This is a genomic window from Lactiplantibacillus daoliensis, assembly GCF_005405005.1.
Classification (GTDB): Bacteria; Bacillota; Bacilli; order Lactobacillales; family Lactobacillaceae; genus Lactiplantibacillus; species Lactiplantibacillus daoliensis.
Genome location: NZ_BJDH01000015.1, coordinates 1 through 17,056 on the forward strand (window position 1 = coordinate 1; position 17,056 = coordinate 17,056).

The 17,056-nt window shown below is 39.4% G+C and carries 13 protein-coding genes and 5 pseudogenes; 4 read left to right on the forward strand and 14 right to left on the reverse strand.

Annotation, left to right across the window (positions count from 1 at the left end):
- Window positions 1–780: pseudogene (locus tag FFM64_RS12020) on the forward strand (MobQ family relaxase); the annotation flags it as partial.
- Between the two features lie 83 nt (window positions 781–863).
- Window positions 864–1,175 (forward strand): hypothetical protein, encoded by a 312-nt coding sequence (locus FFM64_RS12025; RefSeq protein ID WP_016527421.1) that lies wholly within the window; start codon window positions 864–866, stop codon window positions 1,173–1,175.
- A gap of 70 nt (window positions 1,176–1,245) precedes the next feature.
- Here FFM64_RS12025 and FFM64_RS12030 read toward each other — a convergent pair.
- Window positions 1,246–1,611 (reverse strand): annotated as a pseudogene (locus FFM64_RS12030) (transposase); the annotation flags it as partial.
- A gap of 166 nt (window positions 1,612–1,777) precedes the next feature.
- Here FFM64_RS12030 and FFM64_RS12035 point away from each other — a divergent pair.
- Window positions 1,778–2,086 (forward strand): annotated as a pseudogene (locus tag FFM64_RS12035) (IS30 family transposase); the annotation flags it as partial.
- 568 nt (window positions 2,087–2,654) lie between these two features.
- Window positions 2,655–3,242, forward strand: coding sequence for a recombinase family protein (locus tag FFM64_RS12045; protein ID WP_137608281.1), 588 nt, complete (start codon window positions 2,655–2,657; stop codon window positions 3,240–3,242).
- Between the two features lie 302 nt (window positions 3,243–3,544).
- Here FFM64_RS12045 and nrdF read toward each other — a convergent pair whose 3' ends face one another.
- The 13 genes and pseudogenes from nrdF to FFM64_RS12115 all read right to left on the reverse strand — a co-directional run.
- Window positions 3,545–4,495, reverse strand: a complete 951-nt coding sequence (gene nrdF / locus FFM64_RS12050; protein ID WP_020923860.1) for a class 1b ribonucleoside-diphosphate reductase subunit beta — start codon at window positions 4,493–4,495, stop codon at window positions 3,545–3,547.
- 14 nt (window positions 4,496–4,509) lie between these two features.
- Window positions 4,510–5,436, reverse strand: a complete 927-nt coding sequence (locus FFM64_RS12055; RefSeq protein ID WP_010623241.1) for a ribonucleotide-diphosphate reductase subunit beta — start codon at window positions 5,434–5,436, stop codon at window positions 4,510–4,512.
- A 106-nt stretch (window positions 5,437–5,542) separates the two neighbouring features.
- On the reverse strand, window positions 5,543–7,690 hold the full coding sequence (gene nrdE, locus FFM64_RS12060; RefSeq protein WP_029508458.1) for a class 1b ribonucleoside-diphosphate reductase subunit alpha: 2,148 nt from the start codon (window positions 7,688–7,690) through the stop codon (window positions 5,543–5,545).
- A gap of 27 nt (window positions 7,691–7,717) precedes the next feature.
- A complete protein-coding gene (nrdI, locus tag FFM64_RS12065) occupies window positions 7,718–8,176 on the reverse strand; it encodes a class Ib ribonucleoside-diphosphate reductase assembly flavoprotein NrdI (RefSeq protein WP_071665479.1) in 459 nt (152 codons plus the stop codon).
- Window positions 8,177–8,721: 545 nt separating this feature from the next.
- Window positions 8,722–8,811: a putative holin-like toxin gene (locus FFM64_RS12530; RefSeq protein WP_473808269.1), complete on the reverse strand. Its 90-nt coding sequence runs from the start codon at window positions 8,809–8,811 to the stop codon at window positions 8,722–8,724.
- A 125-nt stretch (window positions 8,812–8,936) separates the two neighbouring features.
- Window positions 8,937–9,555, reverse strand: a pseudogene (locus FFM64_RS12075) (HD domain-containing protein).
- 578 nt (window positions 9,556–10,133) lie between these two features.
- Window positions 10,134–10,688 (reverse strand): recombinase family protein, encoded by a 555-nt coding sequence (locus tag FFM64_RS12080; protein WP_137608282.1) that lies wholly within the window; start codon window positions 10,686–10,688, stop codon window positions 10,134–10,136.
- Between the two features lie 375 nt (window positions 10,689–11,063).
- Window positions 11,064–11,501 carry a MarR family winged helix-turn-helix transcriptional regulator gene (locus tag FFM64_RS12085; protein WP_024305872.1) on the reverse strand — a complete coding sequence of 146 codons (438 nt, stop codon included), beginning with the start codon at window positions 11,499–11,501 and terminating at the stop codon, window positions 11,064–11,066.
- A gap of 11 nt (window positions 11,502–11,512) precedes the next feature.
- On the reverse strand, window positions 11,513–11,629 hold the full coding sequence (locus FFM64_RS12090) for an LPXTG cell wall anchor domain-containing protein (protein WP_223876966.1): 117 nt from the start codon (window positions 11,627–11,629) through the stop codon (window positions 11,513–11,515).
- A gap of 255 nt (window positions 11,630–11,884) precedes the next feature.
- The gene (locus FFM64_RS12100; RefSeq protein ID WP_027821214.1) at window positions 11,885–13,921 is read right to left on the reverse strand and encodes a KUP/HAK/KT family potassium transporter; all 2,037 of its coding nucleotides are present in this window, start codon (window positions 13,919–13,921) and stop codon (window positions 11,885–11,887) included.
- A gap of 1,103 nt (window positions 13,922–15,024) precedes the next feature.
- A complete protein-coding gene (apf, locus tag FFM64_RS12105) occupies window positions 15,025–15,975 on the reverse strand; it encodes an aggregation-promoting factor (RefSeq protein ID WP_041153583.1) in 951 nt (316 codons plus the stop codon).
- A gap of 464 nt (window positions 15,976–16,439) precedes the next feature.
- Window positions 16,440–16,703, reverse strand: coding sequence for a hypothetical protein (locus FFM64_RS12110; protein ID WP_027821216.1), 264 nt, complete (start codon window positions 16,701–16,703; stop codon window positions 16,440–16,442).
- A 221-nt stretch (window positions 16,704–16,924) separates the two neighbouring features.
- A pseudogene (locus tag FFM64_RS12115) lies at window positions 16,925–17,056 on the reverse strand (IS30 family transposase); the annotation flags it as partial.

The following is a 17,056-nucleotide window of genomic DNA, read 5'->3' on the forward strand; positions in this document are numbered from 1 at the left end:
AAGCAATTAACCACGGTACTAGCCAAACATGGTCACCAGTTAGACGATTTGAAGCATACTGATCGGGGCATGCTAGCCGCTTATCAACCTAACGAACTCGAATTCATTTCTAAAGCGGTGAAAAATTTACGGGTCATGCGGGAAGTTAAAGCCGTAGTGCAAACTCAATACAACAGCATTCTAACGACTGCTTTTCCGGACAGTGACCTCGATAAGCTAGAGACGATTGACAAGGAGCAAATCTATACCGCTGTGGTTTACTATGACCCAGAATTAAAGCCATTAAGCGCCAATGATCTTAGTCAATTACAACAGCAGCCACCGGTAGTCTTTACTAGTCAGCAACACCAAGCTGGTTTGAATTACCTGTTAGGTAAAATTGAATTAAAAGATATTCAGAACCACCGATTACAACGGGTCTTAAAACATGATGGCACTCGGCAACTGTTTATCGGCGAATGTGGCCAAGATCCTAAGTTGGATCACAAACAAATTGAAATGGTACAAACCCGTTTGAAACAACAGGCAATGCGGTTTGATCAATATAAGCAAGCTCAAGTTAAGGACTATCAGGCCATTAGTTACCACCCAACTAGCCCGAAAAATTATCTGATGAATATTTTGGACGAAGCCTTAATGACCATTTTATATGCGAAAAATACGGACTATCTAAGAAAGCAGCAACTACGTGGGCTAAAGGAGACCGAGTGGGAAATGACGAAAAAGCAACGGCAACACCAAACTCGAAACCGGCATGAAGATGGGGGCATGCACTTGTAATCTAAATGTAAAATTAAAAGTGCACCAACGTGCTCATTTAATGGCACAATGAACCCATAATATAGGGAAAGGAGTATTCACATGTGACAAAGAAACAGGAATGGTTTAGCTTAGCTCAAGCTAGTCTCAAGCTTGAACGAGGTAGTACGTACGTGAGTGTTTGGTTAAGACGGCACCCTAACGAGTTGCCAAGTGAAATGCTCATGGAAACGGGCAAAGTTAAATTAATATCTGAAGATGGCATTGAATGGATTAAAAACCACATAAAAAAAGAGGGCGTCCTCGTAAACAGTGAAGTTGCTAACGGGGATCAGCACCTGGAAGTTACGATTCTAGGTGTCACCCTCCTAACAATCCATTTTACCGGGCGGGTTAGGGGAAAGCTAGTTGTTTAGGCTCTTCGTCAAGTAGAGTTGATAGATCTTTTGTGAAGCATCTAGGCCTTAATTGGTCTAGGTGCTTTTATTATGCTGCTGCCTTGCTGCTCTTAGCTCTGAACCTAACCCGTTCCAGGAATATACGATTGATGAAATTGTTCCAATTCGTATAGCCGTACGCAGTGTTCTTAATCTTCTTGATGATGCCGTTAATACCCTCAAGGAAGCCATTTGAGTACTCATAGCGTAATGCATTGATGACTTGTCTCTTGTACTTCTTTAACGTTTTGATAGACTGATCCATTCGGTTTCCTAATGATCGATAGCTCTCTAGTGCGGCTGCGAGTGCTGACGCATCACGCTTTCTAACCGCTCCTATAATCTCCTGGTAGACTTCATATGCTGCCCGGAACTCCGGGCTCAGGTCTAAGCTCTTGGCGACCAGATTTATAGACTTACTTGTAAGGGACATTACACAAACTCCTATTCTCTATTCTTTGGTCGGGACAGTGAATGAGCAGAAAGTGTAATGTCCTTTTTGCGCGTTCAAATATAGAAATGGTATAGAAAAAGGAGCTGGTAGGCAAGCTGCCTATCAACTCCAAATATCGTAGCGCCCTTTTAATGGTCCGGTGCACAGCTTTACTGTGGACCGTGGCACTGAGTTTAGTGGGCTAGTATCACTTGAATCACAATATGGTATTAAGACCTATTACTGCCATGCTTATACGCCAGCTGAACGTGGTAGTAATGAACGCTTTAATCGGAATTTACGTTATTTTTATCCTAAGGGGACTCGTTTTGAGCACATTAGTGCTCAAGATTTAACGACGACGTTACTCCAAATTAACCAGCGACCGCTTAAAATACTCGACTGGCAAACACCGTATCAGGTTATGCTGACAAATTTGTCCAAAAATTCGGATTAAATTTGCAATCTACCAATCAGATTTAGAAGAAAGAAAAGACAACATCAACGATACGATTAAAGAATTCTTTGATGACCATTCTATCAGTATTAGCCCTAAGGACTTTAAAGATTTTTATAATGTTAGCAAAGATACGAACGGAAACTACTTGCATGGTTTACAAAGCTTAGCTATATATGTTAATAAAGGGGAACGTTACAATCTCCTTATGCATCAGTCTTCTAAAAGAGTACATGCAACTAATGTTTACCAAGAATATGATGTATCCAGTATGGCTCCTATAAGCAATCTAGACGACAATATACCAATATTTATTAGTGCACTCTTTGTTGGAAATGCTCTCAAATCTATAACTGACTTTTGCAATATAAAATCGTTATTTGATAAAGGTTTGGGCAGCTACGTAGATAAACTTAAGCATGAAATTCAATTGAACATAGATGAACAAATGAAATGATAGTCCTCCTACTAAACGGCCAATAGGGTATACCCTATTGGCCTTTTTTATTTCTGTGCTATACTAGGAATTACAAGTGTTCATTAGAACTGTCCAAAAGGAGAATTGGAAATGGCTAAAATCGGTTATGCGCGTGTGAGTTCCAAGGAGCAACATTTAGATCGACAGTTAGCGGCTTTAAAAGGCGTTGATAAATTATTTACGGATAAATTAAGTGGGGCTAACACTAATCGGCCAGAACTGCAAAAGATGCTCGCCTATATTCGTGAGGGTGATATTGTCCTAGTCACTGAATTAGATCGTTTAGGCCGAAACAACCAGGATTTAACTAAGATCATGAACACCATTCAAAATAAGGGTGCCACCCTAGATGTGTTAAATTTGCCGTCCATGACAGGGATTGCTGACCCAAATTTACGTCAACTGATGACCAACTTGATTATTGAACTCTATAAGTATCAGGCCGAAAGTGAACGTAAGCGAATCATTGAGCGCCAGCAACAAGGGATTGCCTTAGCTAAGCAGCAGGGTAAATATCATGGGCGCAAACCCCAATACACCCAAGACGATCCCCGCTTGCAACATGCTTTTAAGCTTTATCGAGCTGGCATGAGTGACATTGATGTGTCCCGAAATACAGGTATTAAACGGACGACCTTTATTCGATACCGTGTGAAATACGGGATTAAAAGAAAATAGGCCCCCCTTTTGGTTAGCACATGTTAACTGAAAGGGCCCCTATTTTCTTTACTTAATAAGTCTAATTAAATTAGTGGCCTTGGTCGAAGAAGGCATCAACTATTTTAATCAACTAGATCGTTCACCAGCAAGAAACGACCTCACCCCAGCGGAATACTGGAATGAGGCCGTTTAAGCAAAGCAAAACTTATATTATTTCAAATGACAACTTGACAGGGACTAGTACAACTCAGGGGCTTTACTTTAATATTTCCTGTAGATATTAGCCTTTTTTTAATTTTAATTATGCCTAGAAGCCTATGTTAGAAGTCATAGTCGCCGCTACTCATAGCTTCAGCATTACCCATTAGATAGCCAGCACCAACTTGTGAGAAGAAATCATGATTAGCCGTTTCGGTTGAAATTCCGTTCATTACGATTGGGTTGATATCTTTAATCTCAGCATTGGGGAAGCGGGATTCAAAGCCCATATTTTGGAGCGCCTTGTTGGCGTTGTAGTGAACGAATTGTTTAACGTCTTCCGCTAACCCAATCGGCGCGTAAACTTCTTCGGTGAACGCAAACTCGTTCTCAAGGAGATCGTCGAGCAACTCATCCATCCACTTTTTGAATGTTTTTTGTTCAGTCGCCGATAGCTCGTTATATCCCAATTGAAATTTGTAGCCGAGGTAGGTACCATGAACAGATTCATCGCGGATCACCAGTTTGATAACTTCAGAAAGATTTGCCAGCTTATTGTTACCACGGTACCAAAGTGGGGTAAAAAAGTTGGTGTAGTACAAAATTCCTTCAAGAAAGACGCTTGCAACTTTCTTTTCAAGGTTGTTTCCCGTTTGATAAATATCATTGATCCGTTTGGCTTTGTATTGCATTCTGGGATTATTGTTCATCCATTTGAATACTTCGTCAACAGTGGCTTGATCGTTCAAAGATGTCAAAATAGTGCCGTAGCTTTTGGCATGAATTGACTCCATCATCAAAAAGTCATTGAGGACTGCTGCTTCTTTTCGTGTCCGAACGTCGGGCCGCATCACGTCGACTCCTTCTTCAGATTGGAGTGTGTCCAGCAAGGCTAATCCACCCACAACCCGATTGATAACCGATTTTTCGGTGCCAGAGAGTGTCCGCCAGTCCCGTAAATCATTAGAAACAGGTACTCGCGTATCCAGCCAGTATTGTGCCGTTGCTTTATCCCATACATATTCGTCAAGTTCGTCTTCGATGATGTCCCAATTAATTGTTTTATAGCTCATTAGTTGAATACTCCTTAAAAGTCGTAGTCGTCATCGGTCATTTTTTCAGTGTCCGATTCATTGTTTGCAGCCGTTACCTGTTGCAAAAATTGATTTTGATCAATCATCAGTTCTTTGAGTTGCGCCACTAGTGAAGACGGTTGAACTTCGTAGACAGCGTTAAAGCCAAGTGACATTAATGCATGATTGGCACCATAGGAGGCCAGATTGATGGCTTCGGTGGCATCGTCAAGGTTAGCTTCTAAGAAGTCTTTTTCAGTTTGCATGAGTTGATCAAACTGTGTATTAATCCAATACTGCAGTTCGGTTTGATCACTTACAGTGAGTTCTTCAAATCTGAGGCGAAATTTGTAACCAATATAAGCACTAAAAAGAGCGCTACCGCGGAGAATATTAGCCAACATTTGGTAAGTATTGACGAGAGCCTGTGTTTGAAGTATTGTCCAGTATTTACCAAACGAGAGCCCAGTTTCAGTCAGAATAAAAAGGGCTTTTTTCTGTAAGGCCATATCGCTAGTGCTCATTTGGGCTAGTTGGTCAATTTCAGCTTGCAGATTGGCATTATCATCTGCCCAAGTAAAACTTTCACCGCCGTTACCCGGAATCAGAGCCCGGAAAATGGTCGTACAGCTTTTGGCATGGACTGATTTCATAAAGGTAATGGTGTTTAATACGGATTCTTCTTGTTGAGTTCGCCGATCGTGGCGAATAGCAGGGGTGCCAACTTCTGATTGGTAGACGGCTAACATTGATGTACCTGCCAACATACGAGTAATGGCCTGTTGTTGAGTATCTGATAGCTGTTGCCAAGCCGTTTGATCATTCGTGATGGGAATCCGAATGTCCAACCAAAAGTTAGTGGTGAGTCGTTCCCACATGTATTTATCGAAATTATCTTTAATATCATCCCAGTTAATTGCTTTGTAGTATAAGTAGTCCATCGTTATTTGTTCGTCTCCTTAATTAGGATTCATGGGTATATGGGTCTTGTGACCCAATAACGTATGCCGGTGTGTTAAACGGACAATAAGACCCCAAGTGAATTTCCTAGATCATGCATGATTCACATTCATTTGCCGTTTTAATTTCATCGTCTTCTGTAAACGTTCGAATGTAATAAAGTGACTTAATGCCTTTTGTCCAGGCGTAATTCCGTAACCGGTTAAGGTCTCGGGTTGTCATCTTTAAATTGTTATTGTCCTTCCACTCGTAAAGGTCAGGTTTCAAAACTGAACGCATAAATAGTGTCAGACTCATGCCTTGATCAATGTGCTTTTGAGCTACGGCATAGGTGTCAATAATTTTTCGTTGATCAATATCATATGCGGGTGTGTAGTAAGGCAAAGTTTCGTTAGACAGGTAAGGTGCTGGATAGAAGATTGAGCCTACCTTATTTTCCTGACGTTGTTCTACTAATTGTGTGATTGGATGAAGTGATGCACTTGTTTCATTGACGTACGAAATTGACCCGTTCGGTGCCACAGCGAGTCTATTACGATGATAAAGGCCGCCAGTAATCACAGCTTGCTTGAGTGCCTTCCAATCTGTAACAGATGGTAATTTAATATTTTTGAAGATTTTTGCAACTTTGGTACTCTTAAATTTAAAGTCTGCGTTCAAGTATTGATCGAAGTAACTGCCATCAGCGTACTTTGATTGGTCAAATTTAGCGAAGGTTTCGTGGCGTTCACGGGCAATTCGATTGCTCGTAACGAGTGAATAGTAGTTTAAAGCTAGGAAGTAGGCATCAGTAAATTCAAGGGCCTCTGGTGAGCCATACTCAATTTGGTGGCGTGCAAGGGCAGTATGCAGACCCATAGCCCCTAATCCAATCGTGTGGTAAAGTTCGTTACCATGTTTAACAGTCGGTACTTCCTTAACGTCGGTTGTGTCAGTTACGAGGGTGAGCGCACGAACAGCAACCTCAACTGAGTGACCGAAGTCCGGCGAGTCAATCATATTCATGATATTAGTTGATCCGAGATTACATGAAATATCGGTGCCAATTGTCTTGTACGATAGGTCATCATCAAGTTTTGACGGTTCTTGAGGCTGTAAGATCTCACTACAAAGGTTACTCATAATAATTTTGCCATCGACAGGGTTAGTTTGGTTGGCCGTATCAATGTTCAAGATGTAAGGATAACCAGATTCTTGTTGGAGTTGAGAAATCTTTTGTTCTAGTTTCCGCGCGTTAAAAACTGACTTCTTAATATTGGGGTTAGCGACCATGTTGTTATATTCTTTGGTGATATCGATGTAAGCAAATGGCGTACGATATTCACGTTCGACATCATAGGGGCTAAAAAGATACATTGGTTCGTTAGTCTTGAGTAATTCATAATATTTATCAGGAACAATCAAACCGAGGGACAAGGTCTTCACCCGAATTTTTTCGTCCGCATTTTCCTTTTTGGTATCCAGAAAATGTAAGATATCAGGATGGAAGACGTTGAGATAAACCACTCCGGCGCCGTTCCGTTGCCCAAGTTGGTTACTGTAGCTAAATGAGTCTTCAAGTAACTTCATCACTGGTACAACGCCAGACGAGGCGTTGGAAATCTGCTTAATAGGATCACCTGAGGCGCGCAAGTTTGACAGGTTAACGCCGACGCCCCCACCGATTCGAGATAGTTGAAGGGCAGAATTAACGCCGCGTCCAATTGAGAGCATGGAGTCGGCCACATCGATTAAAAAACATGATACCATTTCACCGCGCCGTTTTTTACCCGCGTTGAGAAACGTGGGGGTGGCAGGCTGATAACGTTGTGAAATCAATTCATCGGCAACGTCATTGGCAAGTTGTTCATCACCATTAGCGAGATAGAGGGCATTGAAGACGACGCGATCGACAAAGTCTTCCAAAAATTGCTGGCCATCATTAGTTTTCATGGCATATTGTGTGTAGAACTTGTAGGCACCGAGAAAGCTGCGAAAACGAAAGTGATGGTCTCTCATTTGGTCGAACAAGGACTGCACAAACTTGTGAGAGTATTGTTCCAGGATACTTGGATCGATATAATCTTCGTCAACCAAGTAATTTAACTTGGCATTTAACGAATCAAATTGCTTGGTCTTCGGTTTAACTGTCTCTTCGAAATAAGCCTTTAGGGCTTCTTGATCATAATGTAGCGGAATTTCTCCGTTGCTTGGGATATTTACGAGGTTATTTAAGTAAAAATAGGTATTTTCCATTTCTGGGGTGCTAGTTACCATTAGGGATTACTCCTTCGTTGTTTGAAAACAAAATTGATTGCGATAGGTTAAGATGGCATCGGCAATGCGAGGAATGTCGTGTGCGGTGCCACGTAGCTCAAAATCGGTAATGTAAGGAAAATCGAAGCGTTTAGCATATTGTTTAGCCGTGAGTGCAAACTGCTTATTAAAATTACGATTACCGCTACCGATAATACCGTAGCAATGCTGGTAATTGCCTTCGTACGCGAGGTAATCTCCCAAAATAGTGGTTAATATTTCAGTATAACCGTTATTAACCCCATTACCACCTTTAAGAAAGGCTGGTAGGAAGGTAACAAACGGCTGGTCAAGAGTGGTGAATTCAGGGTGTTCTTTAACATTAATTGAACTAACCCGAACATGACGTTCTTTCTCAAAGTATGTTGTCAGTCTGCTAATAAAATATTTCGTGTTGCCACTCAAACTGATGTAGAGAATATTTATGGTTTCCGTAACTAATCATCGTCCTTTTTCTATATATAGTGGTTAGGCAATTATAATAGCACTATATGTGGTGTCTATGCAAATTGGTGGACGATCTGATTGATCTACAAATTGTGTTGAATATAAAGATTCATGCGAGGTGGCTAAAATGGGCCCACCGTTGGTATTTTAAGCTGCACTAAGAGACGATAAACGGGACTTTTAATGAGTGGAAGCAAGCTCCCAGGACCCAGCTCACAGTTTGCACCAAAGGCCTTGTTATCAATTGAGAAGAGCACACTGTACGGTTCATGATCAAAAAATATTTTGATTATGTCTACTAGTTTTTACCTTTGTTTTAGTACAAAAAAACGTGCGTCCCCTAGAACTATTAGAAAGTTAATTTAAAATAGTCGAAGGATAATTAAAGGCATGCTATAATGCGGGGAAGAAAAAGAAGCCCTGCGTGAACGGAGCTTCTCAGACAAGCCGCTTTAAAGGCGGTGGTCTAGATTACAAAATACATTGTCGCCTTGTAACCGACCAAAGTTACGCAGGGCGGGTTTTTATTTGGGGTGCTTGTCGATATAGCTGAGGAGCACGATTAAAAACGGGCCAAACAGCAATATCAACGAGCGTGTCTGGAAGGCGCTCATTGGCTGTGAAACCTTCCTGAAGATTATTATATGTTCACATGGCCTCACCTAGCAGGGGATCAGACTGTCCTTTATTAAAAAGTGCAGCGACTTTTTCGAAATACGATTTATCTAATAGATGCTCATTATGTTTCATCTTTTACACCTGTTTCCATTTGGAATTCAGATAAGAAATCACGCATATACTTTGTTCGACGACTGGCTTCTTGCTTTCCCGTTCTGGTATTCATTGAACTTGCTAATTTCAGCAGCTTTTCATAAAAGTGATTGATGGTTGTACTTTTGTGATGGCGATAATCATCGTGTGTTTTGATTTTCTTCACTGATATTTTGGAATCATATATTTCCTGTCCAGCGTGCCCGCCGTAAGCAAATGCACGTGCTATGCCGATTGCACCTAGTGCATCAAGTCTATCAGCGTCCTGAACGCATTTACCTTCGTTAGAAAGCTGATAATGGTGTTCAATGTTGTCAGCATATGACATATGTTGGATAATATCTAAAATGTCTTCTCTAGCCGGAGTTGTAATATTCTCATGGCTAAGTATAATTCGTACTCCTCTCAGTCTATTCTATCTGCAGTGACTTTTTAGTCTATGGTGTCATGCAAATAGCTAGCTGCTTTCACAACATACAGACCAATATCAGTTTCATTTTTTTAAAATCTTCTATATATTTTTTTTGAGCTAGCTTAGCCACTCTTTGGGCATGAAGAAAATCATGCCCAGTTGGATCAAAGGCCATATTTTCTTTAGAAAATGATTTTATATACTATATTTAATCTATTTCGTTTAGTATCCTTTACTATATATAATAAGGAGGCCTCTAATGCTAGTTTTTCTGTCAACATCATTCATACCATCCAATGATAAGATGTGGTCACGAGTTGGCATAAATAAAAATCAACAATTCCCGCCATTGGCAATAGATTTAGGATGACGTTCCCTTAATTTTGAATGGTGTCCATGGTCTTAGTTAAATTTTTCTTGTTTCTGCCCAATTGATTCAATTCAGTAACTATGACAACACCACCTTAACAAATCATAATTTGGATAATAGTATGTTCCATTTGAAAGCTAAGCCTTATAATTAGCATAGGGTTAATAGCTCTAATCAAAATACCCGCAAAAGGCCTGCTCAACTAACAATTGAGTAGGCCTTTTGTAGTACAAATTAATCCTTATCACAACTAACCTCAATAGCACAACAGGTATAAATAGTGCTTAAAATCCCTAAATAAATTTCTCTCACAACTGTTTAATAAAGCGGCAATCCCCGTCGTACGTGATTAATTAAACATTCAATTCTTAAAACACCTATTTTTAAATCGACTTAAACCTTCGCTGTTGCGTGCGTTTACTAATCCCCGTCTTTCGTTCAATCATCTTATAAGTCATACCTTGTTTTCGCAACTCATAAGCAAATCTGATCTGTTCATCAGAATACGTTTTCGGTCGCCCTTCCCGAAACAACGGATCATGTTGCTTGGCATACAATTTACCTTCTTGTGTGCGCGTGACAATCATATCGCGTTCAAACTGCGCAAAGGCGCTAAATATTGTAAAGACTAATTGGCCAGTCGGCGTATTGTCAATTAAGCCCATATTCAAAATGTTGACTTTGACATTTTCTTTAAACAACTCTTGGATAATGGCTAAGGCCTCGCGCGTGTTCCGCGCAAACCGATCCAGCTTAGTGACAATCAAAGTATCACCTGTTTTTAGAGCGCGCAACAGTTTTCGAAACTCCGGTCGTTCAGTAGTTGTGCCGGTAAACTTTTCCTGAAAGATTTTTTCTGCTCCTGCCAATTTTAGTAACTCAATTTGATTTGCTAATTTTTGATCAGTGGTACTGACCCGCGCATAGCCATATTTCATCTTTTTATCTCCTTACTTATGTCATTAAGTAATGGCACGGTTCTAACCCTTTAATTATACAGTATCAAAAAAGAGGCCACAACTGTTAAGTTGTGACCTGACTTGTTCTATCTAAACACTTTACTCATTATATATTCAAGACGTCCAAAAAATTGCATCTAATATATCTAAGCCCTTTAACGGGGAGACACTTTGATACTTGCAGCGCTCGATTAATTACTTGGGTATACAAAATAATTATTGTCACGAGCCAAAAATAATCTTAATGTTTAAATTTGCTTCAATTCAATAAAAGACCGGCCTGCTCAAGCCCAAGGGTTTTAACAGACCGATCTTTATTTACATTAAGGCATCTTTACTTACTTTGAAAAACTTTTAATTTATCTTAGCCAGTTGTTGTGACAAAGCTTCCACTTGTTTAGTCAACTTCTCCAGATTGTGACTCTGGTCGAAAGTTTTTAAGTTCGCTTGCACTTGCCGAACACCTTCCTGGACCCTTTCTTGGCCATTAACAGTCAAAGATAGCCAAACAATTCGTCGATCATTTGGATTCACTTGTGATTGAATTAAATTATCTTGAATCAATCGCCAAGTATTCCTGGAAATTAGTGTGCGCGTAACCATGAACGCATCAGCTAATTCACTAGCAGTAGCTTGTCCGTGTTGTTCAAGATAGACTAATATTTCCCACTCACGCATTGAGAACCCAGTTGTGGCCAGCCCTTGCACTAACATCTGGTATGCCTGTTTCTGAATAGCTTGCAGGGTTGCTAAGCTCTCAAACTGGTTCTTAATTTGCTGCTGATTTAGCATATAATATCATCCTATTCTTTGCGCTGCCGCTTAGCCATTCCGAAGAGTCCTAACAAACTACTCATGGCTAATAGTAATAAACCACTCAGTGTCATGTGTCGTTGATCAGTTTCATCAGTTTGAGGCAACCATTGATCTACAAAATTAGTAGCCTCTGTTTGACCAGCCTGAACCGGCTTAGCAGCATCGTTGATTGGCTCGGGTTAATAGAAACTCTAAAATCTGTCGATAAACTATTTATAATTCTTATTATAATAAATTGATTCAAACTCATTATGAACGTTAGAAATATTATTAATATGCATTGAAGGTTAATTTTACAATCTACCTAAAACTAAATATAATTTTTCTAACTTAGTTGTTGCACTTAAACTACTGCATACTCATTTTTCAGTCTTACTTAATCTGCCTCGATGATAAATTTTCTTTTGGATTAAGTATTGATCCTGATCTTGAGTAATAAATAACGGAGAACTTTCTTCTATGACATTGCTAAACTCCAAACCATACCATGAAATAGGTGAGGCCGTAATTTTCTGCAAGTAGATGCGCCCGCCAATCAATCTTCTATCTAACGAGCTTAACTTATCATTGGCAATTAAATCTGCTGGTTGTTCCTTTATAATAACAAACTTAAAGTCGCCGACTTTCCGTTGTCGCTCTGTTGAATACGTGGGTATTTGTGGTTCTAAAATACCTTGTTCCACTAGATGATTTACAATTTGATGTAAATAGACACTAACGGATTGAGATTTCTTAAACCCTAAGTAAAATTGAACGTTAACAACATTATGCGTCTCAAGTAAATCAACTGTATAATTACTTTCATAAGGTGCATTGGTTTCATTGACTGTAACAAACCAATAAACTTTAGCTCTTTTAGGTTGTCTGTCGAGAATAGAATACATGGTACTACGCTTAATTTGGTAATCACCCTTAATTTTAGTCATATACACTAAGTTAGTCGTGAACAAAGGTACTGTATTGTCTGCGCTTAATTTAGAGAGTTGATCACGATAGTCAAGAAGTGAAACATACTCGCTTTCTTTCTCATAATGTTCTCTTCGTTTATTTCCAAAGTACCAAAGCCACATAATATAAAGAATGCCCAACATGATTGTTAACGTAACATAACCGCCATGAATAAACTTAACCAAACTTGAAATTAGAAAGATTAACTCAATAAAACCAAAAAACAAGGCAATTATAAGTGCTGTTCCCTTAGCCAGGTGTTTCTTTAAGAATTCATGCAAAAGCACAGTAGTCATAAGCATGGTAATAGTGATCGCTAAACCATACGCGGCCTCCATTTTTTGTGAACTACCAAAGAACCAGACTACACTAATTGTTATTATACATAGTATCCAGTTAACAGTTGCAATATAAATTTGATTTTTTATATTACTTGGATGTCTAATAACCATTCTAGGTAAAAATTTTAAGCCAATTGCTTCATCGGCTAAAGTGTAAGAACCCGTAATCAACGCTTGAGAGGCAATAATTGCAGCGAGTGTGGCTAGCACAATGCCAACTAGGCGCCAAGTTCCGGGGAGCATTTCATAAAAGGGATTTAAGTTCGATAAGTTCCTGTAAGCAGTATCACCTGCATGTCTAATTATCCAAGCACCCTGACCTAAGTAATTTAAAAATAGGGTACTATATACTAGTGGCCATGTTACATAAATATTCTGCTTGCCAACGTGACCCATATCGGAATATAAAGCCTCTGCTCCTGTGGTTGCCAAAAAGATACTTCCAAGTATAAAGATTCCCACTTTGTTAACTGGACTGAATAGTATCCTAATTGCATAATAAGGAGAAATAGCCTTCAATATCATTGGATAATTGATTAGATTAACGATTCCAAAGACAGCCAAAAAGCCAAACCATAAAATCATCACTGGTCCAAAGGATTTCCCAATCACACCTGTTCCAAAACGTTGAATCATAAATAATACGAGTAGAACAACTGTTGTGATAATCAAGACGTTATGTTGAGAATTACTAAACACCACAGGGCCAAGGTGTTGTTTTTTTAATCCCTCAATGGCTGAAGTCACAGTTACTGCAGGAGTTAATGTTCCATCGGCCAAAATGGCCGCCCCACCAATCAAGGCTGGCCAAATTAACCATTTTGAATTTTTTCGAACCAATGCATATAAAGCAAAAATTCCACCCTCACGCTTATTATCGGCTTGCATTGCAATGACAACATACTTCAACGTTGTAATGATCATTAATGTCCAAAAAATCAACGAGATCGATCCAATCACGTAATTGGGAGAAATATTTCCCATTTTACCGGCGTCACCAATCAATGCATTCATAACATACAATGGTGAAGTGCCAATATCACCGTACACAATTCCTAAAGTAACAAGTGCCCCCGCAAAAGAAACACGTTCTAGTTGCTTATTCATATTTGCTTGCCCCCAACGCTAATTATTGAAATATAGCACTGCAAAATAGTAAGCCTAAACACGAAGAAAAGCAACTATGCCATATACATCATAATGAAATCACTTTAAAGAAGCTCATAATTTACGATATACTGATTGAAACCATAAATTATGGGCATTCTATTCTTAACTATCTAGTTGAACCATCTGATAACCGACTCCAATATGTGGTAGCGTCAAGAATCTTGGAGAGCGTAAAATATCTTGTGTAAATGGTAGATTGTAAAATAGCGCTGCCAATACCGATTAACTAGCTATAAAATCAATAACGACAATGATTAAGCGGGGAAACTAATGATGAAAATTAGCCGCTTTATCCGATAAAAGTGATCACTTTTGGTCGATTTATGAAAAGTCAACGAGGATTATCGATAATTTTAAGTACTTAACTAGTGAATTTTGACGGGTTAATTTGTCGGGAAGTCTGATTACAGTGACACTTAACTAGTCATTTTATTGCTTGGAGACGTGGCACTGACTAATTATTTTTCGGTAAAGCAGATAATTGATAGAAGTTGCGCATCGTGTAGTCAATTGTGGTCGGTTAACGAAGGCGTCGATTAATTAAGTATTACTTATAGTAGGTTTATGCCAAAAGTAGCCCATGACGATCGCTACTAAAACGTTACTGGGTTAGTATTACGCCATAGCTGAATGGTATGTGGTTGTCGTTGTGGACTAGTCGTCAAACTGTCGGGGGTTCGGGACTGTACTTAGTCAGGAAATTAGTTGGATTTTCTCCGTTAAGGTTGGTGAATTGTTAAATAAAAACATGTGGTATTTTGGTTGGGAGAGTGGGTCGTCGATTGGGGGAGACAACTAGCAGGTCTGGATCGTGTCCGTCTTAAAGCGGTTGCTAGAATAAGCATATCGCATATCTAAATAACGGGTTGTCAGCATGCTCTAAGGCCCATTATAAAGTCACTTAGCAACTGAGTAACTTTTTAATGGGTATTGGTGGGGGGACACACGTGCTTCAGCACGGACTTAATAGTAGAAAAAAAGATTGCGAATCAGAAATGATCCGCAATCTTTGCATTTATTTATTAATTTAAAGTGGCTTTTTAGTACCAGCCATTAGCAAGCCAGTAACTCTTGGCGTTGCTCCATGAACCATAACGTGAAGCAACATATCTGTTAGCAACACGTTCTTGGTTGGCAGCGGAGTAGTCACCGTTTAAGTATGAAGCACTTAATTGGTACTTACCGAAGTATTGACCGTTACGAGCAGAATATGAACCACCAGATTCTTTACCAGCAATCCAAGCCTTAGCAGCACTATCAGAACCATTGTTGCTATAGTTTGATGTTGAAACTAGACGTTGAGTCGTCGTCTGAGCAGCAGGTTTGCTAGTTTGTGTTTGACTTGATTGGGTCTGGCTAGCTTGGCTCGGTTGAGTTTGAGTTTGACTAGTCTGAGCTGATGATTGTGTCGTGGTCGTTTGTTGAGTCGTCTGTGTTGAAGTCGTTGAGGTTGTTGAAGCTGTTGATGATGCAGCTGAGCTAGTAGCACTTGATGAAGCTTGACTAGTGGTTGCAGCAGAACTTGAAGCTTGGCTAGCAGCTGATTGCGTTGAGCTTGCTGAAGAAGCAGCACTCGTTGCAACACTTGAAGTAGCTTGGCTAGCAGCTGAAGAAGTAGCAGCAGAACTAGTAGCTTGGCTAGCAACTGATTGTGAAGAAACACTAGTTGCACTGGCACTCGTTGCAGTTGAAGCAGCTGAAGAAGTAGCTTGGCTAGTTGCCGATTGTGGTGCAGCACTTGTAGCAGCAGAAGTCGTGGTTATTGTAGTAGTACCATTGACTTCAAGCTTATCACCAATGAAGATTAAGTTAACATTAGCTAACTTGTTTGCCTTTTCAATGGCTGAAACTGAAGTGTTGTGAGCTTGGGCAATTGCTGAAACAGTATCGCCGGCCTTAACAGTATAAGTATCAGCGTTGGCAACCGTTGTTGAGATAGCGAATAAAGCTAATGCAGCAGTTGATGATAATACAAGGTTTTTGATTTTCATAATAATTAATACACCCTCCTATAATTTGCGTGTGTTCGATTATTTACATATATTTTCTATTGGTCGAGCAGTTGATGTCTCAACCAATCAACAGTGACTAGTATAACTAGTGAGTGTTTGCAGTGCAATAATCAGAACATTACGTTTTTAGGGGGTGCTTGTAATATAAGGCCGTTTTTGTAATGAATTGTAATATTTGGTAGATTGTATCAACATTATTAGAATAAAAGTAGCGGGATAAATATTTCACGACCAAATAGTATCTAATCTATACGTTCAACACCAAGCAATCACACACCACAACACAGCACACCGTATAGACCCTTTAAAACGTCTTCTAAGCGATTTCAAGGTGCATTGCTTATTATAATATATACCCAAGCATAATAAAACGTCTTAAAACCGATTTTAACGTAATAAAAACCAGCAAGCTACTTAGTGTAATCTGCTGGCCTATTTTTTATTTAATTACAAAGGCTCATCACTGATTGATAACCTAACAACCTTATTAATTCATCAATTAAATCATTTTTCCTATATCCATGGGCTAAAGAAGTAGCCAAAGAGCACGGTCTAAAATTTAACTCACGATAAAGTTGTTCTAAAACAGTTAATATTTTTGAATCAATGTTTGAAATACTACTTTTCGGTTGTCCACCCATAGAAGTAATCATTTTTTGTACTAAATCTTTTGTTATCATTTGCTGTATTGAATTGTCTAATTCCATAGTAATTCTCCTAAATATTTTTTCACTAAAAAAACCGCTTAATATTCACACTAAGCGGTTCCTTACTTAGGAGAATATCAATCTACATTGAAGCACGTTGCAAGGCTTCCCTTGTACGTTGCTGTCGGGTCATTGTGTGTAGCCACTAACCGAACTCTCGATACTCAAACGATTTCTTTAATTAAAAGTAGTATAACATAGCTATTCGGTAGATTGCAAATTTAATCCGAATTTTTGGACAAATTTGTCAGCATAACCTGATACGGTGTTTGCCAATCGAGTATTTTAAGCGGTCGCTGGTTAATTTGAAGTAACGTCGTCGTTAAATCTTGAGCACTAATGTGCTCAAAACG